This window comes from Hydrogenivirga caldilitoris (assembly GCF_003664005.1).
Classification (GTDB): Bacteria; Aquificota; Aquificia; order Aquificales; family Aquificaceae; genus Hydrogenivirga; species Hydrogenivirga caldilitoris.
On the sequence record NZ_RCCJ01000001.1, the window covers coordinates 1,523,695 to 1,547,373 of the forward strand.

General features: G+C 48.1%; 30 protein-coding genes. 10 read left to right on the plus strand and 20 right to left on the minus strand.

Translation table 11 applies throughout. From position 1 onward, the window contains the following. Positions 1-21 precede the first annotated feature (21 nt). On the minus strand, positions 22-636 hold the full coding sequence (locus tag BCF55_RS08330; RefSeq protein ID WP_121012717.1) for a hypothetical protein: 615 nt from the start codon (positions 634-636) through the stop codon (positions 22-24). 31 nt (positions 637-667) lie between these two features. On the opposite strand from BCF55_RS08330, the gene lysA reads away from it, so the two are divergent. Together lysA and BCF55_RS08340 are read left to right on the plus strand one after the other, a co-directional pair. Then, on the plus strand, positions 668-1,930 hold the full coding sequence (lysA, locus tag BCF55_RS08335; protein ID WP_121012719.1) for a diaminopimelate decarboxylase: 1,263 nt from the start codon (positions 668-670) through the stop codon (positions 1,928-1,930). Between the two features lie 62 nt (positions 1,931-1,992). Further along, positions 1,993-2,415 carry a Fur family transcriptional regulator gene (locus BCF55_RS08340; protein WP_245960422.1) on the plus strand — a complete coding sequence of 141 codons (423 nt, stop codon included), beginning with the start codon at positions 1,993-1,995 and terminating at the stop codon, positions 2,413-2,415. Here the strand turns inward: BCF55_RS08340 and BCF55_RS08345 are convergent. Further along, complete coding sequence (locus tag BCF55_RS08345) at positions 2,400-3,350, minus strand: acetyl-CoA carboxylase carboxyltransferase subunit alpha (RefSeq protein ID WP_121012723.1); 951 nt, start codon at positions 3,348-3,350, stop codon at positions 2,400-2,402. The genes BCF55_RS08340 and BCF55_RS08345 overlap by 16 nt on opposite strands. A gap of 120 nt (positions 3,351-3,470) precedes the next feature. Here BCF55_RS08345 and BCF55_RS08350 point away from each other — a divergent pair, with 120 nt between their 5' ends. Then, positions 3,471-3,950, plus strand: coding sequence for a tetratricopeptide repeat protein (locus BCF55_RS08350; RefSeq protein WP_121012725.1), 480 nt, complete (start codon positions 3,471-3,473; stop codon positions 3,948-3,950). Here BCF55_RS08350 and BCF55_RS08355 read toward each other — a convergent pair. From BCF55_RS08355 to BCF55_RS08430, 16 genes are all read right to left on the minus strand, one after another. Next, positions 3,919-4,557 (minus strand): HAD family hydrolase, encoded by a 639-nt coding sequence (locus BCF55_RS08355; RefSeq protein ID WP_121012727.1) that lies wholly within the window; start codon positions 4,555-4,557, stop codon positions 3,919-3,921. The genes BCF55_RS08350 and BCF55_RS08355 overlap by 32 nt on opposite strands. After that, positions 4,554-5,069 carry a thioredoxin family protein gene (locus BCF55_RS08360; protein WP_121012729.1) on the minus strand — a complete coding sequence of 172 codons (516 nt, stop codon included), beginning with the start codon at positions 5,067-5,069 and terminating at the stop codon, positions 4,554-4,556. The genes BCF55_RS08355 and BCF55_RS08360 overlap by 4 nt, the downstream gene beginning before the upstream one ends. Before the next feature lie 31 nt (positions 5,070-5,100). Next, complete coding sequence (locus BCF55_RS08365; RefSeq protein ID WP_121012731.1) at positions 5,101-6,285, minus strand: pyridoxal phosphate-dependent aminotransferase; 1,185 nt, start codon at positions 6,283-6,285, stop codon at positions 5,101-5,103. Between the two features lie 14 nt (positions 6,286-6,299). Then, the gene (locus BCF55_RS08370) at positions 6,300-7,322 is read right to left on the minus strand and encodes an aspartate-semialdehyde dehydrogenase (protein WP_121012733.1); all 1,023 of its coding nucleotides are present in this window, start codon (positions 7,320-7,322) and stop codon (positions 6,300-6,302) included. 130 nt (positions 7,323-7,452) lie between these two features. Beyond that, on the minus strand, positions 7,453-8,760 hold the full coding sequence (locus tag BCF55_RS08375; RefSeq protein WP_121012735.1) for a cytochrome-c peroxidase: 1,308 nt from the start codon (positions 8,758-8,760) through the stop codon (positions 7,453-7,455). Positions 8,761-8,762: 2 nt separating this feature from the next. Next, complete coding sequence (locus BCF55_RS08380; protein WP_121012737.1) at positions 8,763-9,854, minus strand: hypothetical protein; 1,092 nt, start codon at positions 9,852-9,854, stop codon at positions 8,763-8,765. A 72-nt stretch (positions 9,855-9,926) separates the two neighbouring features. Further along, a complete protein-coding gene (locus BCF55_RS08385) occupies positions 9,927-10,784 on the minus strand; it encodes a hypothetical protein (protein ID WP_121012739.1) in 858 nt (285 codons plus the stop codon). After that, positions 10,781-11,866, minus strand: a complete 1,086-nt coding sequence (mqnC, locus tag BCF55_RS08390) for a cyclic dehypoxanthinyl futalosine synthase (RefSeq protein ID WP_121012741.1) — start codon at positions 11,864-11,866, stop codon at positions 10,781-10,783. The genes BCF55_RS08385 and mqnC overlap by 4 nt, the downstream gene beginning before the upstream one ends. 16 nt (positions 11,867-11,882) lie before the next feature. Beyond that, positions 11,883-12,371, minus strand: a complete 489-nt coding sequence (locus BCF55_RS08395; protein ID WP_121012743.1) for a DUF29 domain-containing protein — start codon at positions 12,369-12,371, stop codon at positions 11,883-11,885. A 57-nt stretch (positions 12,372-12,428) separates the two neighbouring features. Continuing rightward, positions 12,429-12,686, minus strand: coding sequence for a hypothetical protein (locus BCF55_RS08400; RefSeq protein WP_121012745.1), 258 nt, complete (start codon positions 12,684-12,686; stop codon positions 12,429-12,431). Further along, the gene (locus tag BCF55_RS08405; protein WP_121012747.1) at positions 12,683-13,576 is read right to left on the minus strand and encodes a hypothetical protein; all 894 of its coding nucleotides are present in this window, start codon (positions 13,574-13,576) and stop codon (positions 12,683-12,685) included. The genes BCF55_RS08400 and BCF55_RS08405 overlap by 4 nt, the downstream gene beginning before the upstream one ends. Before the next feature lie 16 nt (positions 13,577-13,592). After that, positions 13,593-14,015 (minus strand): hypothetical protein, encoded by a 423-nt coding sequence (locus BCF55_RS08410; RefSeq protein WP_121012749.1) that lies wholly within the window; start codon positions 14,013-14,015, stop codon positions 13,593-13,595. Between the two features lie 9 nt (positions 14,016-14,024). Next, a complete protein-coding gene (locus tag BCF55_RS08415) occupies positions 14,025-14,678 on the minus strand; it encodes a hypothetical protein (protein ID WP_147425014.1) in 654 nt (217 codons plus the stop codon). 71 nt (positions 14,679-14,749) lie between these two features. Next, the gene (gene tyrS, locus BCF55_RS08420; protein ID WP_121012753.1) at positions 14,750-15,928 is read right to left on the minus strand and encodes a tyrosine--tRNA ligase; all 1,179 of its coding nucleotides are present in this window, start codon (positions 15,926-15,928) and stop codon (positions 14,750-14,752) included. A gap of 17 nt (positions 15,929-15,945) precedes the next feature. Beyond that, positions 15,946-18,045: a xanthine dehydrogenase family protein molybdopterin-binding subunit gene (locus tag BCF55_RS08425; protein WP_121012755.1), complete on the minus strand. Its 2,100-nt coding sequence runs from the start codon at positions 18,043-18,045 to the stop codon at positions 15,946-15,948. Next, positions 18,042-18,488, minus strand: coding sequence for a (2Fe-2S)-binding protein (locus tag BCF55_RS08430; RefSeq protein ID WP_121012757.1), 447 nt, complete (start codon positions 18,486-18,488; stop codon positions 18,042-18,044). The genes BCF55_RS08425 and BCF55_RS08430 overlap by 4 nt, the downstream gene beginning before the upstream one ends. Positions 18,489-18,529: 41 nt before the next feature. Here BCF55_RS08430 and BCF55_RS08435 point away from each other — a divergent pair, with 41 nt between their 5' ends. Next, entirely contained in the window at positions 18,530-18,856 is a 327-nt protein-coding gene (locus BCF55_RS08435) for a hypothetical protein (RefSeq protein WP_147425015.1), read from the plus strand. Here BCF55_RS08435 and mtnC read toward each other — a convergent pair. Both mtnC and BCF55_RS08445 read right to left on the minus strand, forming a co-directional pair. Then, positions 18,843-19,511: an acireductone synthase gene (gene mtnC / locus BCF55_RS08440; protein ID WP_121012761.1), complete on the minus strand. Its 669-nt coding sequence runs from the start codon at positions 19,509-19,511 to the stop codon at positions 18,843-18,845. The two genes, BCF55_RS08435 and mtnC, sit on opposite strands and share 14 nt — an antisense overlap. Next, positions 19,504-20,058 (minus strand): 1,2-dihydroxy-3-keto-5-methylthiopentene dioxygenase, encoded by a 555-nt coding sequence (locus BCF55_RS08445; protein ID WP_121012763.1) that lies wholly within the window; start codon positions 20,056-20,058, stop codon positions 19,504-19,506. Before BCF55_RS08445 ends, mtnC begins: the two co-directional genes overlap by 8 nt. Before the next feature lie 20 nt (positions 20,059-20,078). Here BCF55_RS08445 and hemB point away from each other — a divergent pair, with 20 nt between their 5' ends. From hemB to BCF55_RS08470, 6 genes are all read left to right on the plus strand, one after another. After that, a complete protein-coding gene (gene hemB, locus BCF55_RS08450; protein WP_121012765.1) occupies positions 20,079-21,077 on the plus strand; it encodes a porphobilinogen synthase in 999 nt (332 codons plus the stop codon). Between the two features lie 58 nt (positions 21,078-21,135). Further along, on the plus strand, positions 21,136-21,492 hold the full coding sequence (locus tag BCF55_RS08455; RefSeq protein ID WP_121012767.1) for a DsrE family protein: 357 nt from the start codon (positions 21,136-21,138) through the stop codon (positions 21,490-21,492). Positions 21,493-21,503: 11 nt separating this feature from the next. Continuing rightward, a complete protein-coding gene (locus tag BCF55_RS08460) occupies positions 21,504-21,947 on the plus strand; it encodes a c-type cytochrome (protein ID WP_121012769.1) in 444 nt (147 codons plus the stop codon). Positions 21,948-21,971: 24 nt separating this feature from the next. Further along, complete coding sequence (locus BCF55_RS08465; RefSeq protein ID WP_121012771.1) at positions 21,972-22,307, plus strand: hypothetical protein; 336 nt, start codon at positions 21,972-21,974, stop codon at positions 22,305-22,307. After that, a complete protein-coding gene (locus BCF55_RS09715) occupies positions 22,308-22,472 on the plus strand; it encodes a hypothetical protein (RefSeq protein ID WP_170144778.1) in 165 nt (54 codons plus the stop codon). It begins immediately after the preceding gene. Between the two features lie 123 nt (positions 22,473-22,595). Beyond that, the gene (locus tag BCF55_RS08470; protein ID WP_121012773.1) at positions 22,596-23,645 is read left to right on the plus strand and encodes a lipoate--protein ligase; all 1,050 of its coding nucleotides are present in this window, start codon (positions 22,596-22,598) and stop codon (positions 23,643-23,645) included. Positions 23,646-23,679: the final 34 nt, after the last annotated feature.

Consider the following 23,679-nt stretch of genomic DNA (forward strand, 5'->3'; position numbering starts at 1 on the left):
TTAACCTCCAAGTGGAATAATTTAATAAAACTTCCTGCTCAAGTCTATACTCTTGGAATACTTCATTCCTCGGAATAAAAAATCCCTGAAGTATCTGAAGTTGAGCTGCTCCTCATCAATACCGGTAGCCAAAGATAGGCACTCCAGAAACCTTCTCTTTCCGCCCCTACCGAAGGAGAGGGTAAGGAAGGGGATAACGTTACCCTCCCTGTCCCTCAGAACTATCAGTGGCACAATAGCCATTATCCAGAGCAATTCACCCTTTCTGAGATTCACCTGTACGGTTCTGTTATCAAACCTTTGGATAGCCCTATCCTCTTGGAGTTCAAGGGTTGAGAAGGAACTCATGGCTCCGCGGAAAAAGAGGTTAATCAGGCTGAAGGAGTCTTCACCGTAATAGTGCTTTAAAAAGGAGTCGTAAACCTTGAAGAAAAGGATAAAACCCAGTAGAAAGACCAGTAAATTCATAGGGAGCGCTCCGTTACCGCTGAAATGAACAATCCTGTTGAATACGTAACCCATAGCGATGGAGGGCATAAATATGTATAGGAAGACCAAGAAAGGAACCAAGAAAAGCCCCCAGGAGAGCAAGAGGTTTCCCTTTCTACCTACACCTTCAAGCCTACACTCTTTCATTTAAAATATTTTCCCTCCAGAGGAGGAAGGAATGCTTGATGAAAAGGTGCTTAAGGAGTATAACCCATACCTGGAAGTAAAAGATGGAGAGTTATATTTAGAAGGCGTATCGCTGAAAAGTTTAGCTCAGGAATTTGGAACTCCCCTCTACGTTTACAGTGCCTCTTACATAAGGGATAGAATAAAAGCTTACAAGGAAGCCTTTTCGGGAGCTCTTATATGCTACGCCGTGAAGGCTAACTTCAACCCAGAAGTAATAAGGGTGGCTGGGGAAGAGGGTGCTGGAGCAGACATAGTCTCCGGGGGTGAGCTTCTTGCCGCTTTGAAAGGCGGAATTGACCCTGCAAAGATAGTTTACGCAGGTGTGGGAAAAACCGTTCCGGAGCTTGAGTTAGCGGTGGAAAAAGAGATACTTATGTTCAACGTGGAGTCCAGGGACGAGCTTTACGTCCTTGATGAGATAGCTGGACGGCTGGGAAAGAAGGCACGCATAGCCATAAGGGTGAACCCGGACGTTGACCCCAAAACCCACCCCTACATATCCACGGGCATGAAGAAGAGCAAGTTCGGTGTCAACTTTGAAACCGCAAAGGAGGAGTACAGGCTCGCAAGGGAGCTTAAGAACCTTGAAATAGTTGGAATACACTGCCACATAGGTTCCCAACTGCTTGACGTATCTCCCTACAGGGAAGCTGTTGAAAAGGTGGTGGGTCTATATAGAGAGCTTACAGAGGAAGGTTTTGAGATCAGATACTTGGACATAGGCGGCGGTTTAGGTATAAAGTATAAACCTGAGGACAGAGGACCCTCACCTCATGAACTCGCTAAGGAGGTCCTGCCACTGCTTGAGGGTGTTGAGGCACAGCTTATTCTTGAACCGGGCAGGTCTATCACCGGCAACGCCGGTCTTCTAATATCCCAAGTCCAGTTCCTAAAGGACAAGGAGATCAAACACTTCATAATAGTGGATGCAGGAATGAACGATCTGGTAAGACCGGCTATATACGATGCTTACCACCACGTAGTACCAGTGGAAAGTAAGGGGAGAGAACACATAATAGCCGATATAGTAGGTCCCATATGTGAGACGGGAGACTTCCTTGCCAGGGACAGGAGGATAGAATGGCTGGAAAGGGGGGATTACATAGCGGTACTTTCAGCAGGGGCTTACGGCTTTGCAATGGCATCCCACTACAACGTCAGACCCAGACCAGCTGAAGTTCTGATAGAGAATGGCTCTTACAGACTTATACGGAAGCGTGAGAGTTACGAGTATATACTCAATACTATATGAAAAGGATTATTGAAAAATAAGGGCAATTTGTTATATTTATAGCCATGGAATTGAAGGAAAGTATGCTTGAGAACTTTATAGATAAGTGCCGTGAATCGGGGCTTAAGATCACACCCCAGAGGGTAGCCGTTTACGAGATACTCCTAAAGTCCCACAATCACCCTACGGTTGAGGAGATATACGAGGAGGTTAAGAAGAGATACCCATTCGTATCCCTCGCCACAGTTTACAGGACTGTTGAAACCCTTGAGCAGATGGGACTTGCCAAGAAAGTCTGTTACTGGGGAAGCTCTGCCAGATACGATGCCAACACAGACGAACACCATCACCTCATATGCATGAACTGTGGAGCCATAAGGGACATCTACATGGAGGAGAAGATAGACATACCGAAAGAGCTTGAGGGTTTTGAAACCTCCGGTTACTCGGTGAATGTTTACGGTCTGTGTCCAGAGTGCAGGGAGAAGGCTCAACCCTCCATGTAAGCTCCTAGGGATTTAAACTTGTTTACCCTTTCCGAGATAAGGGTATGAACATCCTTTGAGCAAAGTTCCTGCAGACATCTCCTTATATGGTATCCAACTATATAAGCTGCCCCTTTGTGGTCCCAGTGAGCTGCGCCGAAAGGCTCCTTTATAATACAGTCAACAACACCAAGCTCATAAAGGTCTTTCGCCGTCAATTTAAGAGCCTTTGCAGCTTCCTTTACCCTGTCCTGTTCCTTCCAGAGTATAGCTGCACACCCTTCGGGAGAGATCACGGAGTAGTAAGCGTTTTCCATTATACATACCCTATCAGCAACACCAAGGGCTAAGGCACCACCACTTCCACCCTCACCTATAACTACGGCAACGGTAGGAACTTTGAGATAACCCATGGTGAGCATGCTCTGGGCTATAGCTTCTGACTGTCCCCTCTCCTCTGCACCTATACCCGGGAAAGCTCCAGGCGTATCTATGAACGTTATAACAGGCATTTTGTAGCTCTCAGCAAGCTTCATGACCCTTATAGCCTTCCTGTAACCTTCTGGATGGGGCATACCGAAGTTTCTCTCTATCTTTTCCTGCGTTCCCCTGCCCTTCTCATGTCCTATTACACAGACAGGCTCTCCCCTGAAGTAACCAAATCCGGCTACTATGGCTTTGTCATCTCCAAACCTTCTATCCCCATGAAGCTCTATAAAGTTCTTTATAAGGTACTTGATGTAATCAAGGGTATGAGGTCTTCTTGGGTGTCTTGCAAGTTGAACCCTTTCCCAGGGTGAGAGGTCTGAATAGGTCTTCTTCGCTTTACTCTTAAACTCCCTGTAAAGACTCCTCAGCTCTCTTTCAACCTTTTTATTCCCGCTGCGGTACAAAGCCGCAAGGTTATCTATCTTTTCCTTTAAGGCAAGGAGCTTTTCTTCATATTCGTAATACATCTATTTACCCCTCAAAGCTCGTTAATTATAACTCAGTGGAGTGCCAAGTATAGATTGAGTATAGTATTGTCATATTTTATAAGCAGTATTATATTAATAAGGCGGATGGAGGAAGAAGACATGGAATACACTGAAAGAGAAGCCCAAAGGCTCTTTGAAGAAGCGTACACCTATCACATGATGGGGGATATAGATAGGGCTATAGAACTGTACAAACAATCTATTGAAGTTCAACCTTCAGCAAAAGCCTATACCTTCCTCGGATGGGCGTTCAGCATGAAGAACGATTATGAGAAAGCCATTGAGTACTGCAAGAAAGCTATAGAGATAGACCCAGATTTCGGAAATCCATACAACGACATAGGTGCATACCTTATTGAGCAAGGCAGGTTTGAGGAAGCCATCCCCTGGTTGAAGCAGGCTATCGTTGCCAAGAACTACGATGCCAGGCACTTTCCTCGGATTAACCTCGCCAGGATATACCTCGCTACGGGTAGGCTTTACGATGCCCTTGAAGAGGTTGAAGAGGCTCTAAAGTTAGAACCGGACTATAAACCCGCCCACGTTCTCAGACATCAGATCCTTGGGATGCTAAACTGAGGAGCTCCTCCGGTCTATTCAACAGATAATCGGGTTTCAGGGAGTTTAACCTGACGTATCCCCACTTGGCAAGGGCTGTTTTTGTCCCAGCTTTTCTGCCCGACTCTATATCAGCCTCGGTATCTCCTATCATAAGTGCCTCCCCAGGCTCAATCCCTATAAACTCCAAAGCCTTCAGTATCGGAAGTGGGGAGGGTTTCTTTTCGGAGAAGGTGTCACCCCCTACCACAAGCTCAAAGAAGTCCAGAAGTTCAAGCTTCTCAAGAATTCTGAGGGAAAGTTCCTCCAGCTTGTTTGTAACCACCACAAGCGGTACTCCTCTTTTTTTCAGAGCTTGGAGGGTTTCAGGTATGCCTGGGTATGGTCTCGTATAAACAACCGGGTTGCCAACGTAATACTTCCTGAAAACTCTTACATACTCCTCTCTGAAGTCTTCCCCCAGAACCTGCTCAAGGAGAGCCTTCACACCTCCACCTATGAGCCTGCGTACATTTTCAGGCATCTTCTCTGGCATACCGAGTTCCTTTAACGTCTCCTGGAGAGCCAGGGCGATATCATCCGCCGAGTCTATAAGTGTACCGTCAAGGTCAAAGAGGTATGCTTTCATGCACAGCCTTTCCGTTTGACGTAAGTGTTCACATCTTCGTTTTTATAAGCTCCTGTTTTCACATAATCAATTATGCAGACGAGCTGTGTTGGATATACATACCCAGGTATTTGAAGGATTATATTGCCGTCCTTATCGTAGAATATCAGATTTGGGAAAGATAAGGCGTTCAGGGTTTTGGCGAGCTCGTTTTCAGAGGTCTCTATAAGCCTCCCGCCAAAGTTCGCTTCAACCGGTGAGTAACTCTCGTAGAGTATCTTATAAAGGTCTATATCCTTAAGGGCTTCCTGTAAACTCTTCTCGGTGTTTATATCTTTGTCCAGTTGCTTGCAGTATATACAGCTCTTGCTCTCCACAATTAGAAGGGCATACTCTTTTTTGGGGATTATCTTTTTCTTCTCAACCTTCTCTTTTACAGGTCTGCTTGGTGAGGAGTTGGAGCTGTCCTTACTTTCACAGGAAAACAATCCTAAAAAAAACAAAAGGGTTAGAAGAGGAAAAACTTTCAGCATCTTAACGGTCCTCCTGTTCACTAATAAAGATTTAGTCTTTCTGGGCTAACTTTTCAAGGGTTTCCCTGATTCTCTCTATCCCTTTCTCTATGTTGTTCATGCTCGTCGCGTAGGAGAGCCTAAGATAGCCCTGAGCACCAAAGGCTGAGCCCGGCACACAGGCAACCTTACCTTCTTCAAGCAGGAACTGGGTGAGTTTCAGGTCAGAGCCGAGCTTTTCCGCGTAAAAGGAAAAGTCAGGAAAGATGTAAAAAGCTCCCTTGGGTTTGAAAACCTTGACCTCGGGTATCGTGAGGAGCAACTCGTAAGCCCTGTCTCTACGTCTCTGAAATTCCGTTTTCATCCTACTCACGTATTCTTTAGCTTCCGGATTTCTGAGGGCTTCTAAAGCACCGTACTGGGCAAAGGTGGTTACGTTTGAAACCGTCTGGCTGTTAAGGTTAGCTATTACCTTGGCGTACTTCTCAGGGCAGGCAACGTAGCCAACCCTCCAACCCGTCATTGAGTAAGTCTTAGAGAAAGCGTTTACGGTAAAGGTTATATCTCTGACCTCCTTGGAAAAGGAGGCAGGGCTCACAAACTTATCCTCATACACAAAAGCCTCATAGCACTCATCGGATATCAGGAATATTCCCCTCTCAAGGCACAGCTCGGCGATACGTTTTAGCTCCTCCTGGGAGTAAACCGCACCCGTAGGGTTGTTGGGAGAGTTAAGCACTATCGCTTTAGTCTTATCCGTTATGTATTCGGCGACCAGCTCGGCTGTGGGTGAGAAGCCTTCCTCCTCTTTAAGGGGAACCTCTATAGGGACGCCTCCGAGGAGCTTTATCTGTTCGGGATAGGTAACCCAGTAAGGTGAGAGGAGAAGAACCTCGTCTCCATCGTTGAGGATGCTCATGAATATAAGGAATAGGACCATCTTTGCACCTGCGGACACAACTATCTCGGAAGGTTTATACTCAACTCCATTCTCACGGTAGAGCTTCTCGGCGAGAGCCTCCCTGAGCTCCGGAATCCCCGCTGAAGGGGCGTACTTGGTCTTTCCCTCCATGAGAGCTTTTGTACAGGCTTCCTTAACAAAGTCCGGAGTATCAAAGTCTGGCTCTCCTGCACCGAAACCCACGATGTCAACGCCTTTAGCTTTGAGTTCCTTTGCCTTTGCCGTGATAGTAAGAGTTGCAGAAGGCTCTAACTGAGCTACCCGTCTTGAGAGCATAGGAAAATTATAGCTTACACAAGCCCTTCCTTAACAAGGAGCTCAGCTATCTGAACAGCATTGGTAGCCGCACCTTTCCTTATATTGTCCGCAACGACCCACATGGCAAGTCCGGGTGTGAAGGCTATATCCTCCCTGACCCTTCCCACGAAGACCTCGTCCCTTCCGGCTGCATCTATTGCCGTTGGGTAAGCCCCACCGTGAGGGTCGTCAACCACCACAACTCCGGGAGCCCTTGAAAGCAGCTCTCTTGCCCTCTCGGGAGATATCGCTCTTTTGGTCTCTATATGGACAGCCTCCGAGTGGGAATAGAAGACGGGAACTCTGACCGCAGTGGCGGAGACCTTTATGTTATCGTCGTGCATTATCTTCCGTGTTTCGTTGAGCATTTTGAGCTCTTCCTTGGTGTAGTCGCTGTCCATGAACACGTCTATGTGGGGGACGGCGTTAAAGGCTATCTGCTTGGCTATGTGCTTGGGCTCCGGAATCGGTCTTCCCTCGCACCAGGCTCTCGTCTGTTCTTCAAGCTCCCTTATCGCCTTTGCTCCCGCTCCAGAAACCGACTGGTAGGTGGCTACAACGACCCTGTTTATGCCAGCCTCATCGTATATGGGCTTTAGAGCCACGACCATCTGTATGGTGGAACAGTTAGGGTTGGCTATTATCCTCTTCTTATCAAACATGTGAACGTCTTGGGGGTTTACCTCAGGCACCACGAGAGGAACATCGGGGTCCATCCTCCATGCTGAGGAGTTGTCCACCACGACAGCACCATCCTCGGCGAACTTAGGAGCGAACTCCTTGCTTATGCTCCCTCCAGCCGAAAAGAGGGCTATGTCTATACCTTTAAAGTTGGGCTGTTTGTTTAAAGCCCTTACCTCGTGCTCTTCTCCTTTGAAGGTGAGCTTACTTCCCTCGGAACGCTCAGAGGCGAATAAGATAAGCTCATCAACGGGGAAATTTCTTTCCTCAAGAACCTTTAAGAAGGTTCTTCCCACCTCACCTGTGGCACCTACTATCGCTACTCTGTAACCCATGGGGAAAAAATTATATCTCCATTTAAGGTCGGTTAAAGCCCTTCAATCCAGTTGAGTATCTTGCCTACAACTTCTTCATCTTTGCCAAGTTGTCTAAGAAGTGGGGTATGAGACCGACAAAGTTTCTCTACTATTTCAAAACCGGAAGACCGCTGGGAACCCTATCGGGTATGACTTTTTCAAGCTCATAAACCTGCGGACTCGTAAGGGAGTTGAGGAAGGCTACGAGATAATCAACCTCCTGGGATGTGAGTTGGACAGGTTCTATATCAAGGGTTGATAGTATTTCCGTTATGGTCGCTTCGTCATTTTTCAGGGTAGAGGCGAGTTCGGGGGGAAGCCCGTTCTCTATCGGGTCGTAGTTACGAAGGTAGAACTCAGGGTTTGTGTGATGAAGAATTGCTTTCCTCAGGTCTCTATACGCTCCGTTGTGGAAGTAGGGGGAGGTAACCGCAACGTTTCTAAGGGGAGGTGTTCTGAACTTGAACTTATCCTCCTCTCTTCCGGTGACGTTGAACCTTCCGTAGTCAAGCCCGTTTCCGTCCTTCCCCGGACCGAACTGGGGGACTCCTATGTTGTGAAACTTCTGGTCGGTAAAGAGCGTCCCGCTGTGGCAGGTGTAACATTTTGCCTTTCCATAAAAGAGCAGTGCCCCTACCTTAGCTTCGTATGAGAGGACATCATCGTCTCCCTTCAGATACCTGTCCCACGGGCTATCCGTGAGCGTGAAAGCCTCCTTTTCAAACTCCGCAATGGCGTTAGCGTAGTCCGCTATGGTGTATGTTCTGTCTCCGTAAGCTGTTCTGAATAAGTCTCTGTATTCTGGTATAGAAAGGAGCCTGTTCATTATTCCGCTCCATATAGCGGGGAAGTCATTATCACCAATCTGGGCAAGCTCGTTTTGAGTTCCATCGGAGGCAACGTCCCCAGCCCTTCCCCTCATCTCGTCCCTTGAGGTCGGCGGAAAAAGAGCCTGAGCGGCGAGGACGTCCTCAATCCCATCGGGCAAAAGGTCTTCGGCAGGCGTTGATAACCTTCCTTTTAGCTCTTCAACCCTCGCGTCCCAGAACATCGTCCTCCAGTCCTCATGCCCTCTGTTGAATATCTCAGGAGCGTTTCTGGGGATGAAGGGTCTTCCAACCCCGGGTCTTCTCTCAAGGCACTCTCCGCTCCCTTTGGTTCCAACAGATAAGGGAAGGCAGTCCCCTGTTCCAAATCTCGGGTCGTGGCATGTAGCACAGGAAATATCCTTATTCCCACCGATGACCTTGTCAAAGAAGAGCATCCTCCCGAGGGCTACCTTATCGGGGTCAGTTTCGGGTTTCTCTATTGGTTTTAGCCCGTGCTTTTTAATGAGACCCCTTAGCTCAGAATCAACAGGCTCCTCCCCGCCGCAGGAGAGGAGTAGGGAGAAGAGAATAACTACCAAAAAGAACATGGTTAGGGTGTGCAGGATACCTTTTCTATGTAGAGGGCGGGTATCTCATCGTTTGTAGAAGGTGGAGTATTTGAAGCTCCCGGCGGAGATTCAAAGGAGTGGTTTTGAAAATCTGTCCCTGGTCCATCAAACTTTATGTAAAATGAAGATATGTTTGTCATCCAGACTTTATATTGTGTGCCCGTATCAGGATCGCATGGACTAACATAAAAGGGATTACTGCCAGCCTGAAGCTGTGTGCCGTTGTTAAAGTAAGTATCGCTTGTTCCATCTGAAAAAAAGGTCAGTGTTCCATCGGTGTATAAAGCAACATCTCCGCTATTGCCGAGAGTGGCATCAACTTGTTGAGCTTGGTAATTGCTTGATGAATCTTTTAATCCGATACTTGGGGTTGCATTGCTCACATACCAGCCTGCAAACCTTGAAAACGTTGTTGTATCCACTATACCTGCCACAGTGTATTCAGATGGTGTTCCACCCGTTGTATCTCTAATTTCCCAGATGCATGCCCACCAATTCTGATAAGTTTGCGTATCCACCTTGACGTCAACCCTCGGAACTACGGTTATGAAAGAGGCAAGTATATTCCCTGTTGGATCAGGACTACTCGGATTTCCAGATATGGCACCTCCCAAAGCCCGCCCAAAAGCCAGCGCTAACTCTCTACTTGCCCACCCACAATTTGATTTTGATTTTTTGTCAAGATTTATGTTGTAAGTTTTGCTTCCTATAGTCACTGTCCCGCTTATCTTGTCTCCGGATATGTTCCCATCAAAGTTCACTGTAACAGATTGGTCATTTAAATCGTTCCCGCTCACTTGACCTGTAAAGGTGGTTCCGCTTGCAGTTCCGCTGTAACTTCCTCCCCAGATATAGCCAGATACCCAAGCCTTTCCGGTAACTTGAGCACCATTTTGATTTATTTCTAAGCATATTGGACCTTCTGCCGGACTTCCAGATGTAGGTCCAGATTGATCAGTATAAGACCCTTCCCAGACTCCTGATATTGTCTCTCCACCACCGCCCCCTCCTCCGCATCCAAACAGAGCCAGAGAAACTAACGATACTCCTGCAAGTAATCTTTTACCACTCATAACACTCACCTCCCGTTGTTGTCTGTCTTTAGTCTAAGTTCACAAAATCAACAGGTAAAGGGAATTTTCACCTTAAAAGTCAGTATTTATATCAATTCCGTTACATCCGTTCCCAACGGCTTTTCCGTGACCGCAGGAGGTGTAGTTCACAACGACGTTCTGGCGCTCGGAAGGATTCTGGGAGCAGCTTGCATTTATCCTTATAGTCCCTCCCGCCGGTGTGTCTGCGTTCATACACATGCCCGACTGCCAGTTTTCAACAACAAACACGTATTTGTAGGAAGGTATCGCGGAGCACACTATCTTTCCGTTCCACACTCCCCTGTCCCATCTCAAACCCGTGGGTCTCTTAGGCTTGAAGGTCAAATTTTCCGCCTCGCAGGTTATCCCGTAAACCGTCCAGAAATACCTCTTAAAGAGGTATTCGTCCTTGGCAAAATGGTATTCCGAGTCTATGTCAAGCACGTAGTAGTCGTATCCTCCGTACTTGAGAGGTTCCCGTGAACACCCCGCAGGGGTAAATATTCCCGTGCAAAAATCAGCCCCACTATAAGGGTTGCCGTCGTTGTTATCTCTGACGCTGACCCTTCCTGAAAGCTCATAACCCCTGAAGTTGCACTTAAAGGTGTAGACTACGTGAACGGGAAATCCGTCTCTGTCTGCGTCCGTTGGTTGTCCTGTAAAAGTCCCCGTGCAGTTCCTCCTTATCTCCTCAGGCGTAAGACCGAGTCTGTGACCAATGTTTACGTCAAGCCTTATATCGGGGACATAGACTTCAACCGAAGAGATGCTGTAATGGAAGTTGTGTCCGAACTCGGTCATCAAAAGAACTTTCTCAAGGGGAAATTGAGCGGCAGGGTTCTGAGCCTTCAAACTTCCAACAGCTAACAGAAAAGCCGCTACACCGAGGGAAAGCCTCCCGTCCCTCAATCAAACCTCCTCACTATCCTGTAGTAGGTATCCCTCTGGGCAGGTATAAATCCGGCGTCCCTGATAGCCTGAACCATGTCCTCTACCTTGGGGATGCTCACTTTAAAGTCCGTTGAGGAGATGACGTTCTCCTCTATCATCACCGAGCCGAGGTCGTTTGCCCCGAAGTGAAGTCCAATCATACCAACGGGCATGGTCTGGGTCACGTGGGAACTTTGAATGTTCTCAAAGTTGTCAAGGTATATCCGTGAGAGAGCGAGAACCTTGAGGTAGTAAACGCTTGAGGCAGGTTCAACGAAGTCAAGCTCGGTATTCCCTCTCTGGAAGGTCCAGGGGATAAAGGCGGTAAAGCCTCCCGTCTCGTCCTGAATTCTCCTGACCCTTTCAAAATGCTCAATTATGTGCTCAATACTCTCAAGGTGACCGAACATCATCGTCGCCGTGGTGGTCATTCCGAGTTCGTGGGCGGTCCTGTGAACCTCCTCCCACTCCTCCACAGAGCACTTCCCGGGAGATATCTGCTTTCTCACCTCCTGGGAAAGTATCTCAGCACCACCTCCGGGAACGGACATCAAGCCCGCATCCTTCAGTCTCTGCAAAACCTCCCTTATGCTGAGTTTCTCAAGCTTTGAAAGATAAACGATTTCCGGAGCGGAAAAGCAGTGTATCTGTATCTGGGGGAATCTCTCCTTTATTGCAGAAATCATCTCCTCGTAGAATCTCAGGGGAAGGTCGGGGTTTATGCCTCCCTGCATGAGGAGCGTCGTCCCGCCCCAATCAACGAGCTCCTGAACCTTTTGTAGTATGGTTTCAAGCTCCAAGGTATAAGCGTCGGAGTCGCTCTTCCTCCTGTAAAAGGCACAGAATTTACACCCTGCTATGCACACGTTCGTGTAGTTCACGTTCCTGTCTATAACAAAGGTAACTACGTTGTTGGGATGCTTCCTTTTCCTGATTAGGTTGGCGAGCATTCCGAGGGTGGTTAGGTCTGAGTTTCTGTAAAGCTCCAGTGCCTCTTCGGGAGTAAGCCTCTCGCCGTTTATAACCTTGTCCTTTATGTAATCTAACGATAAAGTCTTCATTCCGCTTCCTCCGGAGTTACTTTAATTCCTTCTTTAAATCTCTCGTCATCGCCTCTTCGTAATTATAAGGGCATTTTTCGGGTATGTTAAAGTCTTCGGGGTCGTAGTCGCTGTTCCTGAGCCATATTTCAAGTTTACTCCGTGCTCTTATCCAGGCTCTTTCTATTTCTTCTGAAAGCTTGTTCCTGAGACTCGGATATTCCTTCAACATAGCTCTGATTCTGGTTCGTGAATTCTCCACACTCCTGATCCAGCTTCTTCCCCCATCAGTTCCCACTAAGTTCTTGAAGTTATCCCATTTGTAGAGATGCTCTAAGATGATCGCAAGGTAGCTTATACATGTGTCAAGGTATCTCCTTCCCATATCCTCTATCTCCTCAAGGAGGTTCTCCCAATCCACGAGGTCGTAAGCTTTCTCTTTCAGAAGCTGAAGGTTAATATCAACCCATCGGGGGAAGTCTTTATCGTAAAGCTCCTTAAGCTCCTCTTTGCTAACGGTTTTCATGCTCTATAATATAAGCCCATTACCGGGAATTTTTCATCCTTCCAAGCAGAATCGGCTCTATCTTCCCAGCTGTCTGCACACGTTCAGGTGGGCTATAAGCAAGGTGTTTACACCTTCATTCTTTGCTATCTCCCTCAGACTCATACAGCAAAGCTTTACGTTCTCATCTTCCTTCAAGGAAGGAACTCCTCCGTGGGCGTATCTGCCGAGGATATGTCCGCAGTCTATCACCTGCCCATGATAACTAATGAGACCGTTGTAAAGGGTTTGGGAGAAGAGTATAAGAGGAAGAAAAAGTAAGAGAAGAACCTTCAACGGTATCCCCCTTCATAGCCCGGAGGCATACCCTGACCGGGAACTCCCATAGGTTTGTAGTCCTTCGGGACGGAGAAGAAATTTTTGGGAAGATTCTTTTTAGTAACGGACTTGACCGTTTCAACACTGACTGCATCACCCATGCCTATCAAAGAGGGCATCTTTGTTTCTACCATTACAGGTGCACCGTACTTTTCGTAAAGCTCCCTTACCTTCTTATAAGCGTCCCTGACCATCTTTTTAGCCTTCTCCCTATCCGCTTTAAGCTTTCCTGAGCTCTCAATATCCTTTTCTAAAACCCTGAACATATTCTCCAACTGCAATAATCTTGCCTCCAAGAGATGTTTATCCTTAGCCAACCACTGGGTCATCACTATATCCTGTGGAGTGTCTCCAGAAAAGCCTTTTACCTTCGTTATTATCTTTCTCGCCTTCCACTTACCCACATTTTTGAACTCGTTAGTTACCTTTAAGTTCTGGGCTGGCTTGCAGTTTCCCTCGTCATCACAATCGTAGAACCACAGTAAAAATAGAGCGGCGGCGATTCCCTCCATCTCCTGCTCCCTGTAGGTCTTGGTCTCCGGAAACATGGAGTATATGACAGCCTCCTTACCCTTGTAAATTAGGAGTTCTACCTCTTCCCTCTTCTGTATCTTGGGTTCCGTCTTCATCTGAGGCATGTTCTTCATGAAGGGTAGCATCTTGGACATATCCGTCTTCATCTCAATGGTGCGTACCTTCTTCACATACCCGTCAGCTATATACTCTATCTCCTTACCCTTCTGCTCTCCCATGGGCATCTTTGAGTGGATTTCCTTCTCAATCACGTAAACGGGAATGGAAAAGCCAAAGGATACGAGTCCGATGATAAGCAGAGCTAATTGCCTCATATCACTCCCTCCTTTATTAGAATTCCCCAAATATTAATTTGTTTGGATCTTCATCAGATAGTTCAATGCCTTTGGAGAGAAGATACCTCTCAAGATTTCCCTCGTCCTTCAGAGGCGTTAATTTCTTCTCACCTTCAGGGGTTTCCCAGAGTACCGAGTAAGAGTCACCCCTGACCACGACATCTGGGTTGAGTTTCCTAAAGCCTCTGTCCCCCATAACCTTTAAAAAGGTATCCTCTTCAAGAGCCAGTACGAACAAGGGGTAGTCCTTTTTCACCTCTTGGGAATCTTCAACGGTTGTACCTAATTTCCTGAACACTTCAAGCATAGCTTCAGCCACGGCATCACCGAAATCCTTCTCCGTAAGATTATCCTCCCCCGTAAACCAAAGCTCAAAACTGTCTTCATAAGAATTGAGCTCAAGCTTGAAGAACTTCATGGTAATAATTTACCTCTCCACCAAACTTTGAGGTACAGTTATGGGCTGCCAGTAAGGTGTATGGGGTATCCTCTTTAGTCTCCCCTCGTTTATAAGATTGTGTATGTGCACAGGCACCGCTGGATTCGGCTCAAAATCGTATAGGTAGTAGAGAACCTTAACCCTGGGAATAACCCCAGGGGTCATAGCGATGGGAACTTCTATGGAGTCTTCATAACTCGTTTCCGCTTTTCCTTCACCCAAAGCCTTAAGGACTTCCACCAGAACTCTGCTCCCTGCCGCGTTGTTAAGGTAGTTTTCCATCTCTCTGTTCCTCTCCTCAAGCCCAGAGGGACTGTAGTCCGAGGGCTGTTCCTGTCTGTGTCCAAAGATATAGTAAGGGTCTGAGTATATGTCTGCGTGGTAGCCCCTGTATGTGTCTGACCAGACCACTATGGTGGGTATGTAAGTGTCTTCGCTTTTCGTTTCCAAGAACACCCACACGCAGGTCTTTGGTGGCTGTGGGTCTACACCTGTTGGTGAAACATAACCTTTCACACCCATAGCCATCATTGGAGGAATCATAGGCATTCCACCCTCAAGACCAAGAACTTCAATATGTCCACAGTATTTGAAACTTTTCATGGGCTGAGCTAGAGAAAGACTTATTAATGCTAAGCACATAAGAAGGAATCCCATGTCTTACCTCCCTGCCTTAAATAATACTTTTTTCAACAGGCATAAATATGTGAACTTTACCCTCTCTTTACTCTGTAAAACTTCTTCTTCCCTACCTGAACTTTTAGTTCCCCATCCAGTGTTACCTTCTGGTAGGGATCGGTTATCTTCTCAAAGTTAACCTTAAGCCCCCCACCCTGTATCACCCTTCTACCTTCATTCTTGGAGGGAACCGCACCAAGCTTCAGGATAAGGTCAAGAGCTGTAAGTTCCCCTTCGGGAATTACAACTACGGGGGCATCCTCGGGAAACTCTCTCCTGGAGTAGGTGCTTTCAAACCACTCCCTTGCCTTTTTGGCTTCCTCCTCCGAGTGGAACCTCTTAACTATGAGCTCAGCGAGGTGTTTCTTGGCCTCCATCGGGTGCCACTCTCTCTTCATCCTCTCTATCTCTTCCTCCGTGTAGTCCGTCAGGAGGAGGTAGTAATCCCACATGAGCTCGTCAGATATGGACATGAGCTTTCCGAACATGGTTTTGGGGTCTTCAGTTATCCCTACATAGTTTCCGTAGGATTTAGACATCTTCCTGACGCCGTCCAGTCCCACGAGCAGAGGGAGGGTGATGCAAACCTGCGGCTCCTGTCCGTACTCCCTCTGGATGTCCCTACCTATCAGGAGGTTAAACTTCTGGTCTGTCCCACCGAGCTCAACGTCCGCCTTTATAGCCACCGAGTCGTAAGCCTGAAGGAGAGGATACAAAAACTCGTGGATGTATATGGGAACTCCCTCCTTGAAACGTTTTGAGAAGTCGTCCCTCTCCAACATCCTCGCCACGGTGTACTTTGCGGCAAGCTTTATGAGTCCTTCAGTTCCGAGTTCCTGAAGCCACGTGCTGTTGAAGACTATCGTCGTCCTTTCGGGGTCCAGAACCTTAAAGACCTGATGCTCGTAGGTCTTTGCGTTTTCAAGGACCTGCTCCTTCGTGAGGGGTGGTCTGGTCTCCGACCTTCCCGTCGGGTCTCCTATCATGGCGGTGAAGTCTCCGATTATGAAGTAAACCTCGTGACCAAGTTGCTGGAACTGCCTGAGTTTCTGAAGCAGGACGACGTGTCCCAGGTGAAGGTCAGGAGCTGTCGGGTCAAAGCCTGCCTTTACACGTAGGGGTCTTCCCTCTTTTAATTTTTTCAGCAACTCCTCCTCTTCAATTATCTCCACCGTTCCCTGCTTTATAAGTTTGAGCTGCTCCTCCGGACTCACGGGAGAAAGATTATATCCTAATATCCTAAGATACTGTAGTAAGGAAGCTCCGTAATGGGCTTGCCCGTTATTCGGAAGAGGGCGTTTGCCACCGCGGGAGCTATCGGTGGGAGTCCGGGCTCTCCTATCCCTCCCATAGGTCCCTCCGAGCGGACGATGTGAACCTCTATCTCCGGAACATCTTCCATTCTGAGTATAGGGTAGGTATCAAAGTTCCTGTTTACGGCAAAGCCGTCCTTGAACTTAACCCCTTCGTAGAGGAAGGCGCTCAGACCCATCAGGATAGCACTCTCCATCTGCTGGACAATGAGTTCGGGGTTTACTACCACGGGTCCGAGGTCAATCGCACAGACGACCCTGTGAACCCTAACCCTCCCATTCTCAAGGGAGACCTCGGCAACCTCAGCAACGTGGCTCCCGAATGAGAAATGGTAAGCTATACCCAGGGCTTGACCCTCCCTGGGACCCTTATGCCAGCCGGACGCCTCAGCAACTTTTTCAATAACTCCCTGCGCTCTCGGATTCGTTTCAAGAAGCTCAAGCCTGAGCTCCACGGGGTCCTTTCCGCCGATATGAGCAAGCCTGTCTATGAAGGTTTCAAGGATGAAGGCGTTGTGGGTACTCCCTACCGAGCGCCAGAACCATACGGGTATGGGTATATCGGATTTCACAAACTCAACGTGAACGTTGGGTATCTCATAGAACATATTCGCCACGCCTTCTACGGCGGCTCTGTCTATCTTCATGGGTCTTCCAGCCCACTCAAAGACAGCCGGGACGGCTATCTTGAAGTAGAGAGAGTTCGGCTTTCCTTTTTCATCTACGGAGCCTCTGAGCTTAGCGGCACACATCGGTCTGAACCAGCCCGACTGGACATCGTCTTCCCTCGTATAGAAGAGCTTCACAGGTCTTCCCGTCTTCTTCGCTATCTTGAGAGCTTCCGCCACAAACTCGGCATTTGACTTCCTCCCGAAGCCTCCACCCAAGTAGGTGGTTATCACCCTTATACTGCTCTCCGGCAGACCCGTGATTTTTCTGGCTTCCCTCAGGACGGCGGTCTGGCTCTGGGTAGGAGCGTGTATAACGCACTCCTTTCCATCAATCTTAACCGTGCAAGACATAGGCTCCATGCAGGCATGGTACAGGTACGGAAGCAGGTAAGTCTCCTCAACCTTTCTCTCAGAGCTCTCATAAGCGGTATGGGGATTCCCCTCTCTCCTTGCAACAAGACCTCTTCTCTTCAGGAGCTCAAGGTAATCTCGCTTCAGGCTGTCCGTATCCCTTATCGGACTTTCTTTCCACATGACCTTTAGCTTCCCCTTTGCTTCAAGAACAGCCTCCGGACTCTCACCGCAGACCGCTACACCCTTCCCGACCTTAAAAACGTGGGTAACTCCCTTTATCCTCTTAACTTCAGAAGCGTTGAAGGAGAGGGCTTCCGAGCCGAAGGGGGGTCTTTCTATAACGGCGTAGAGCTGTCCCTCGTAGAAGTAATCAAGCCCGAACCTCGCTTCCCCGTTTACTTTCTCCTCTAAGTCTATCCGCGGAAGGGATTTTCCTATGTACCTGAACTCCTCGGGGGTTTTCAGCTTAGGGGAAGGAGGAACGGGAAGCTCCATAGCTCTGCCCGCAAGTTTCCCGTAAGCCACTTTCCTTCCCGTTTTCCGGTCAAGGACGTATCCCAGCTCAGCATTCAGCTCGCTCTTTGGAACCTTCCAGAGCTCAGAAGCAGCCTCAAGGAGCATCTCCCTCATAGCAGCTCCTGCGGAGCGCATTATCTCGTACATGTGCCTTATGCTCGTGCTCCCTCCCGTGAGCTGCATTCCCATGTAAGGGTCTATGTAGAACTTCCCTGCGGGTGCCGGTCTGACCCTGACCCTCTCCCAGGGGAAGTCAAGCTCCTCAGCCACAAGCTGGGCGATACCCGTGTAAACACCCTGCCCCATCTCGGACTTGTTCACGAATACGGTAAGATAGTTATCCTCGGAGAGGTTGAGCCAGAGCCTGGGTGAGTGTCTTCTAAGCTCGCTCGCTTTAACTATCTGGAAACCCTTCGGCGTTGCAGCCACTATCAGACTGAGACCACCAAGCTTGAAGAACTCTCTCCTCGTAATCATCGGAGCATCTCCGAAGCCCTCATTATAGCCCTGATTATCCGCGGGTAAGTCCCGCACCTGCAAAGGTTCCCGTTCATAGCTGAAACTATCTCCTCCCTCGTGGGTCTGGGATTTTTACTCAGGAGTGCGTAAGCCTGAACTATCTGACCGCTCTGACAGTATCCACACTGGGGAACTCCCACCTCCTTCCAGGCTATCTTGACCGGATGATTTCTGGGTATGCCCTCAACGGTGGTTATCTCCTTCCCCTCAGCGTTCTTAACTGGAAAACTGCAGGAACGGACGGGCTCCCCATCTACGAGAACGGTACAGCTACCGCAGATAGCCTTAAGACAACCAAACTTGGTTCCGGTGAGTCTCAGATGCTCCCTTATCACCCAGAGGAGGGGTGTTTCGGGAGACACGTTCGCCTTATAAACCTTTCCGTTTACCCTTAACTCCATCTCTCCCCCGTTACCAAAGTATAGTTAAAATTTAGGTAATCATGATGTACATGATTTATGCCATACTGCTTTCAGCTCTCCTGCTTTCCTGTGCAAAGAAGAGAGACTTTGAGAGGGTTGATTACGGAGAGTACGAGAGGTGCATGGACGCCATAGCCATATACGACAGGTGTGCCAACCCAGGAACGAGCTGTGAACTTCATGCGAAGAAGGTCTCAGTTATACTGGAGGAATCAAAACTCACCCCCGACCAGAGAGCCTTTGTAGTTAGAACCTGTTACAGGGTATGTTCTAACAGAAAAGCTTACTACGAGAAGGTGAAGCCAAAACTTATGGAAGACTGCTCTAAACTTCTTAATCCAAGGTAACTTCATAAAAGCTCCTCACCTGGGGGTAGGGGAAGTCTTTTATCGGCTCGTTTTCCCCTTCCCTTGCAAATCTCACGACCTTCATACCGGCTTTGGCGGCAGCCTCTATCTCTTCGGGATTGTCTGATAGAAAGAGAATCTCTTCCGGCTTCAGTCCGAGCTCCTTCGCTATCCTTTTGTAAGACTCCGGGTCCTTCTTGTTCCCTATCCTTGTGTCAAAGTATCCGCAAAATAGGTAATTAAGGTCTCCGTGTTCGGTATGACCGAAGAGGAGCTCCTGAGCCTTCACAGAGCCTGAAGAGTAAACGTATACAGGAATTCCCCTCTCGTGCCACTCCTTGAGCTTCTCGTAAGCGTCCTCGTATATGTGTCCCTTTAGCTCACCGCTCCTGTATCCCTCCTCCCATATGAGTCCCTGAAGCTCTTTTAGGGGTGCTACCTTCCTGTCCTCCTCTATCCATCTCAGGAGGGTCTCTATCGGGTTTCCCGGCTCTATCTCCTGAACTTCCCTGAGAATTCTCTGAACCTCCGGGTCATCGGGGTGTTTCCGGACAAAGTCCCTGAGCTTCTTCTTTGAGTAAGGGAAGAGAACTTCCTTTACGAAGGAGAGGGAGGAGGTTGTTCCCTCTATGTCGGTGAGAATAGCCTTAATCAAGGGATACTATCCCCTCGTACTTGGGAAACTTCTTGGCTATGTCCGAGCCGGTGTAGTTGGCTACCCAGCCCTCGGGAGTGGTGAAGAGCCTTATGCACTTGAAGTTGGGGCTCTCTCCCATGTCAAACCAGTGGGGTGTGTTGGGAGGTACGCTTATAAGGTCTCCGCCCTCGCAGTGAACAACGTAAACCTTATCGTTCGGGTGAAGGTAAAAGACGCCGTCTCCGTAAACGAAGTACCTCACCTCAAAGTCCGAGTGGGTATGCTCATCAAGGAACTTGTTTCTTAGCTCTTCCTTCTTGGGGTTATCGGGTGTGAGAGCTACCACGTCGCAGGATTGGAAACCGAACCTTATCATGAGCCTGTTTATCTGGTCTCTGAAGGCGTCCAGGACCTCTTCCTCCCCCGCATCCTCGTTCAGGGGAGCGCTCGGTTCCCACCTCTCAAAGAGAACGTTTATATCGGAAAGCCTCTCGGCTATCTCCTGCGGGTCCTCTACCTTCTCAAGAAGCCTTCCTTCCTCATCAAATATCAGAAGCGCGCTCATAAAGTTTTATTATAAATACTATGGTGAGAGTTGTGTCCGAATTTCCAAAACACAGACCGAGGAGACTGAGGAGAAACGAGAACATCAGAAGTCTCGTGCGTGAGAACCACCTGACCCTTGACGACCTCATATACCCGATATTCATTCGCTACGGAGAAAACATGGTTGAAGAAGTTCCCTCCATGCCCGGAGTTTACAGGTATTCAGTTGATAGAGTGGCGGACGCGGTAAAGGAGGCGAGGGACCTGGGAATAAAGGCGGTTATACTCTTCGGCATACCCGAGCACAAGGACGAGGTGGGTTCGGACACATGGAGCGATGAGGGGATAATCCAGAGAACCCTTCGGGTTTTAAAGAAGGAAGTTCCCGAGATGTACCTTATAACCGACGTCTGCTTTTGCGAGTACACCTCCCACGGACACTGCGGAGTCCTGCACGATCACGAGGTGGACAACGATGCTACCTTAGAGAACCTTAAGAAGCAGGTCGTGTCCCATGCCGAGAACGGGGCGGACATGGTTGCACCCTCGGGTATGATGGACGGGATGGTAAGAGCTATAAGGGAAGCCCTTGACAGCGCAGGATACACCCACATACCCATAATGGCTTACTCTGCAAAGTTCGCCTCCGCCTTCTACGGACCCTTCAGGGACGCTGCAGAGAGCGCTCCTTCCTTCGGAGACAGGAGGAGCTACCAGATGGACCCTGCCAACTCAAGGGAGGCTCTGAAGGAAGTCTTACTGGATGTTCAGGAGGGAGCGGACATAGTTATGGTAAAGCCAGCCCTCGCTTACCTTGACATAATCTACAAAGTAAAGGAGCATACCCTTCTTCCCGTATGTGCCTACAACGTGAGCGGTGAGTACTCAATGGTCAAAGCCGCAGGAAAGCTTGGGTGGATAGATGAAAAGAAGGTTATGGTAGAGACGCTTCTCTCTATGAAGAGGGCGGGAGCGGATATGATAATCACCTACTTCGCCAAGGAAGTTGCTCAGATGATAAATAAGGGCGAACTGTAAATCAGATTACAGACACATACTACCAGAGGCACTACCCTTTAATCAGGAGGTGAAAGCTATGAACAAGGTTGCTATAGTAGTGCTTGCTGGTAAGGAAACCCATGAAAGTCTCGGAAGGGTAGCCAACGCTTTAGAGGCTGTGAAGGAATTTAAAGAAGCTGGTGATGAGGTTGTCCTTATATTTGACGGAGCCGGTACAGAGTGGGTGGGTGAGCTGTCCAAAGAAGAGCATTTACTAAACCCCCTTTACAAGGCAGTTAAGGACAGGGTTAAAGGAGTGTGTAGCTTTTGTGCGAATGCCTTTGGTGTAAAGGAAGAGATAGAGAGGACGGGAGCACCCCTTTTAAGCGAGTACGATGGACACCCAAGCTTTAAACATCTGATATCTGAAGGTTATCAGGTAATAACCTTTTGAGGGGGTTAGATATGAGGAAGTTAGTTTTTGTAACACTTGTCAGTGGTATCGTGGGTCTTTCCTTCTCCCAGATGGATAGCGTAGAAAGTATGAAAGCCATGGCTATGGAGAACATGAAGAGATTTATGAACATGCCATCCGAAAAACGTAAAGAGTATGTGAAGAAAAAGGAAGAGGAAGCCTATGAGAGAGGCAAGAAGCTCTACAACGCTTACGGATGTTCCGGATGCCATCCGGGCGGTGGAAACGTGAGCGGTAAGGTTATGGGCATGCCAATCCCCTCCTTAAAGGGTGTGAAGGAGAGGTTTCCCAAATTTAAGGCTGGAAATGACCAGGTAATAACACTCAGCGACATGGTAAACAACTGCATAGTTATGTTTGCAAACAAAAAACCCTTACCCCTCGCAAGCAGAGATATGAGAGCACTGACCTACTTCGTATCAAAATTGAGGTAATGGGTAATATAATAGGAGTCTAACATGAGGTTTTACGGTATACCATCTGAGGACAGGGTTCTTGAGATAGTTAACGGTATAAATTCTGGGGAATGGGTTTTTGAGGACGTAAAAGGAGGAAATAGAGAGATACTTGACGCCTCCTCAGTAAAAGAGAGGCTAAAAAAAATTATCGGGGAAGTTAAGAGCTGGAAGGAACAACTCACAACCCTTGCCAAGGGAACCGTTTTTGTATTTGTCCATGAGCCGGAAGACCCCAAAGCCTTTAAGATATACGATACCTCCTCCCTCGGATGCTCCACGGAGCTAACCCCTCCAAGGTGGAGGGTATATATAAAGGAGCTTGAGGGAAAAGTATGAATGGACAAAGTATTTTACGAAATAGGTAAGCACTTCCTTTCCGTAGGTCTTGCGGTTATAGTCTTCATACCCCCTAAAAACGGCGGCGGTTGGGTTTTGCATATGGTTGTTTCTTATACTCGGGCTATTCTTATATTCATGGGAGGAAGAAAAGATGGAAGTTAAGATAGATTTCAACACATTCGCCCTTGCGCTTGGTATAACGGCTATTTTCATAACTTTTGCTCTCATCAGTATCAACAGGCTATATCAGGAGCGTAAGGGAGAAAAAAACCCTTTGAACTCGCTATGAAGATATACAGAGCAGGCAGGCAGCCCAACCTCCGTTCCATAACCCTATTCCACGCGATGGCAAGGCTGGGCTATGAGGGTCTCATAATAACCTCTCCTGCAGAAACTTACGTGAGCGTAGGGTACTTTGACAAAACCCAGGACATAGTTGACCTGAAAAAATGCAGAGATATAGGAATACCGATTATAAGAAGGGAGGTCGGTGGAGGGGCGGTTCTCTTAGATGAAAGTCAGGTCTTCTACCAGTTAATCATCAAAAGACGTTCCGAGAAACTGCCTTTCAAGATAGAGGAGGCTTACAGGAAATTCTCCGTCCCGGTAATAGAGACTTACAGACGGCTTGGTGTAGAAACAGAGTACAGACCCATAAACGATATAGTGGTCAAGGAGAGCAAAAAGAAGATAAGCGGTCAGGGGGCTGCGGATATCGGAGACGCTTTCGTCTTCGTGGGCGGGATATTACTCAGGTTCAACACGAGGCTGATGTCCCAACTCTTCCGGGTTCCAGAGGAGAAGTTCAGAGACAAGCTCCACAAGAGCCTTGAGGAGAACATAAGCTGGGTGGAGAGAGAGACAGGAAGACTTCCTAGCTACGAGGAGGTGGAGGAGATACTTATAGAGGAGTTCTCTAAGTTCCTTGACTTTGAGGAAGAGTCCGAAATACCGCCGGAGGCGGTCTCTTTAGCCGATAAACTTAAAGAAGAATTTACCTCCGAGGAGGTCTTACTTGAAGAAACAGGAAGGAAGCACAGAGCTATAAAGATAAGGGAAGGGGTCTTCGTGAGGAACTCCGTTCACAAGGCAAGAGGAGGACTCCTAAAAGCGGAGATTCAAATATGGGAGGGCGTGATTGAGAAGGTGAGGATATACGGAGACTTTACCCTCTATCCGAAGAGTGCTCTCAGGGAACTTGAAGAGAGTCTTGAAGGTGTCCCTTTTGAAGAGGAAGCACTCAAAAAGAAGCTGGAAGACTTCCTAAAAAAGGAGCACGTGGAGTTCCCAGGTGTTGGTCTTGAAGACCTCATGAGTCTTCTTTATGAGAGCTGAGTCATTGAACTAAGACCTTAAGAAATCGGATAAT

Coding starts and splice junctions, on each gene's coding strand:
- BCF55_RS08465 (WP_121012771.1), top strand. CDS start 21,972: ATGAGGTTTTACGGTATACCATCTGAGGACAGGGTTCTTGAGATAGTT.
- BCF55_RS08435 (WP_147425015.1), top strand. CDS start 18,530: ATGATGTACATGATTTATGCCATACTGCTTTCAGCTCTCCTGCTTTCC.
- BCF55_RS08350 (WP_121012725.1), top strand. CDS start 3,471: ATGGAATACACTGAAAGAGAAGCCCAAAGGCTCTTTGAAGAAGCGTAC.
- BCF55_RS08345 (WP_121012723.1), bottom strand. CDS start 3,350: ATGTATTACGAATATGAAGAAAAGCTCCTTGCCTTAAAGGAAAAGATA.
- BCF55_RS09715 (WP_170144778.1), top strand. CDS start 22,308: ATGGACAAAGTATTTTACGAAATAGGTAAGCACTTCCTTTCCGTAGGT.
- BCF55_RS08430 (WP_121012757.1), bottom strand. CDS start 18,488: ATGGAGTTAAGGGTAAACGGAAAGGTTTATAAGGCGAACGTGTCTCCC.
- BCF55_RS08365 (WP_121012731.1), bottom strand. CDS start 6,285: ATGCTCTCAAGACGGGTAGCTCAGTTAGAGCCTTCTGCAACTCTTACT.
- BCF55_RS08415 (WP_147425014.1), bottom strand. CDS start 14,678: ATGTGCTTAGCATTAATAAGTCTTTCTCTAGCTCAGCCCATGAAAAGT.
- BCF55_RS08455 (WP_121012767.1), top strand. CDS start 21,136: ATGAACAAGGTTGCTATAGTAGTGCTTGCTGGTAAGGAAACCCATGAA.
- BCF55_RS08460 (WP_121012769.1), top strand. CDS start 21,504: ATGAGGAAGTTAGTTTTTGTAACACTTGTCAGTGGTATCGTGGGTCTT.
- BCF55_RS08330 (WP_121012717.1), bottom strand. CDS start 636: ATGAAAGAGTGTAGGCTTGAAGGTGTAGGTAGAAAGGGAAACCTCTTG.
- mqnC (WP_121012741.1), bottom strand. CDS start 11,866: ATGAAGACTTTATCGTTAGATTACATAAAGGACAAGGTTATAAACGGC.
- lysA (WP_121012719.1), top strand. CDS start 668: ATGCTTGATGAAAAGGTGCTTAAGGAGTATAACCCATACCTGGAAGTA.
- BCF55_RS08375 (WP_121012735.1), bottom strand. CDS start 8,760: ATGTTCTTTTTGGTAGTTATTCTCTTCTCCCTACTCCTCTCCTGCGGC.
- BCF55_RS08380 (WP_121012737.1), bottom strand. CDS start 9,854: ATGAGTGGTAAAAGATTACTTGCAGGAGTATCGTTAGTTTCTCTGGCT.
- BCF55_RS08410 (WP_121012749.1), bottom strand. CDS start 14,015: ATGAAGTTCTTCAAGCTTGAGCTCAATTCTTATGAAGACAGTTTTGAG.
- BCF55_RS08395 (WP_121012743.1), bottom strand. CDS start 12,371: ATGAAAACCGTTAGCAAAGAGGAGCTTAAGGAGCTTTACGATAAAGAC.
- hemB (WP_121012765.1), top strand. CDS start 20,079: ATGGTGAGAGTTGTGTCCGAATTTCCAAAACACAGACCGAGGAGACTG.
- BCF55_RS08340 (WP_245960422.1), top strand. CDS start 1,993: ATGCTTGAGAACTTTATAGATAAGTGCCGTGAATCGGGGCTTAAGATC.
- BCF55_RS08370 (WP_121012733.1), bottom strand. CDS start 7,322: ATGGGTTACAGAGTAGCGATAGTAGGTGCCACAGGTGAGGTGGGAAGA.
- BCF55_RS08355 (WP_121012727.1), bottom strand. CDS start 4,557: ATGAAAGCATACCTCTTTGACCTTGACGGTACACTTATAGACTCGGCG.
- BCF55_RS08360 (WP_121012729.1), bottom strand. CDS start 5,069: ATGCTGAAAGTTTTTCCTCTTCTAACCCTTTTGTTTTTTTTAGGATTG.
- BCF55_RS08425 (WP_121012755.1), bottom strand. CDS start 18,045: ATGATTACGAGGAGAGAGTTCTTCAAGCTTGGTGGTCTCAGTCTGATA.
- BCF55_RS08470 (WP_121012773.1), top strand. CDS start 22,596: ATGAAGATATACAGAGCAGGCAGGCAGCCCAACCTCCGTTCCATAACC.
- BCF55_RS08445 (WP_121012763.1), bottom strand. CDS start 20,058: ATGAGCGCGCTTCTGATATTTGATGAGGAAGGAAGGCTTCTTGAGAAG.
- BCF55_RS08405 (WP_121012747.1), bottom strand. CDS start 13,576: ATGAGGCAATTAGCTCTGCTTATCATCGGACTCGTATCCTTTGGCTTT.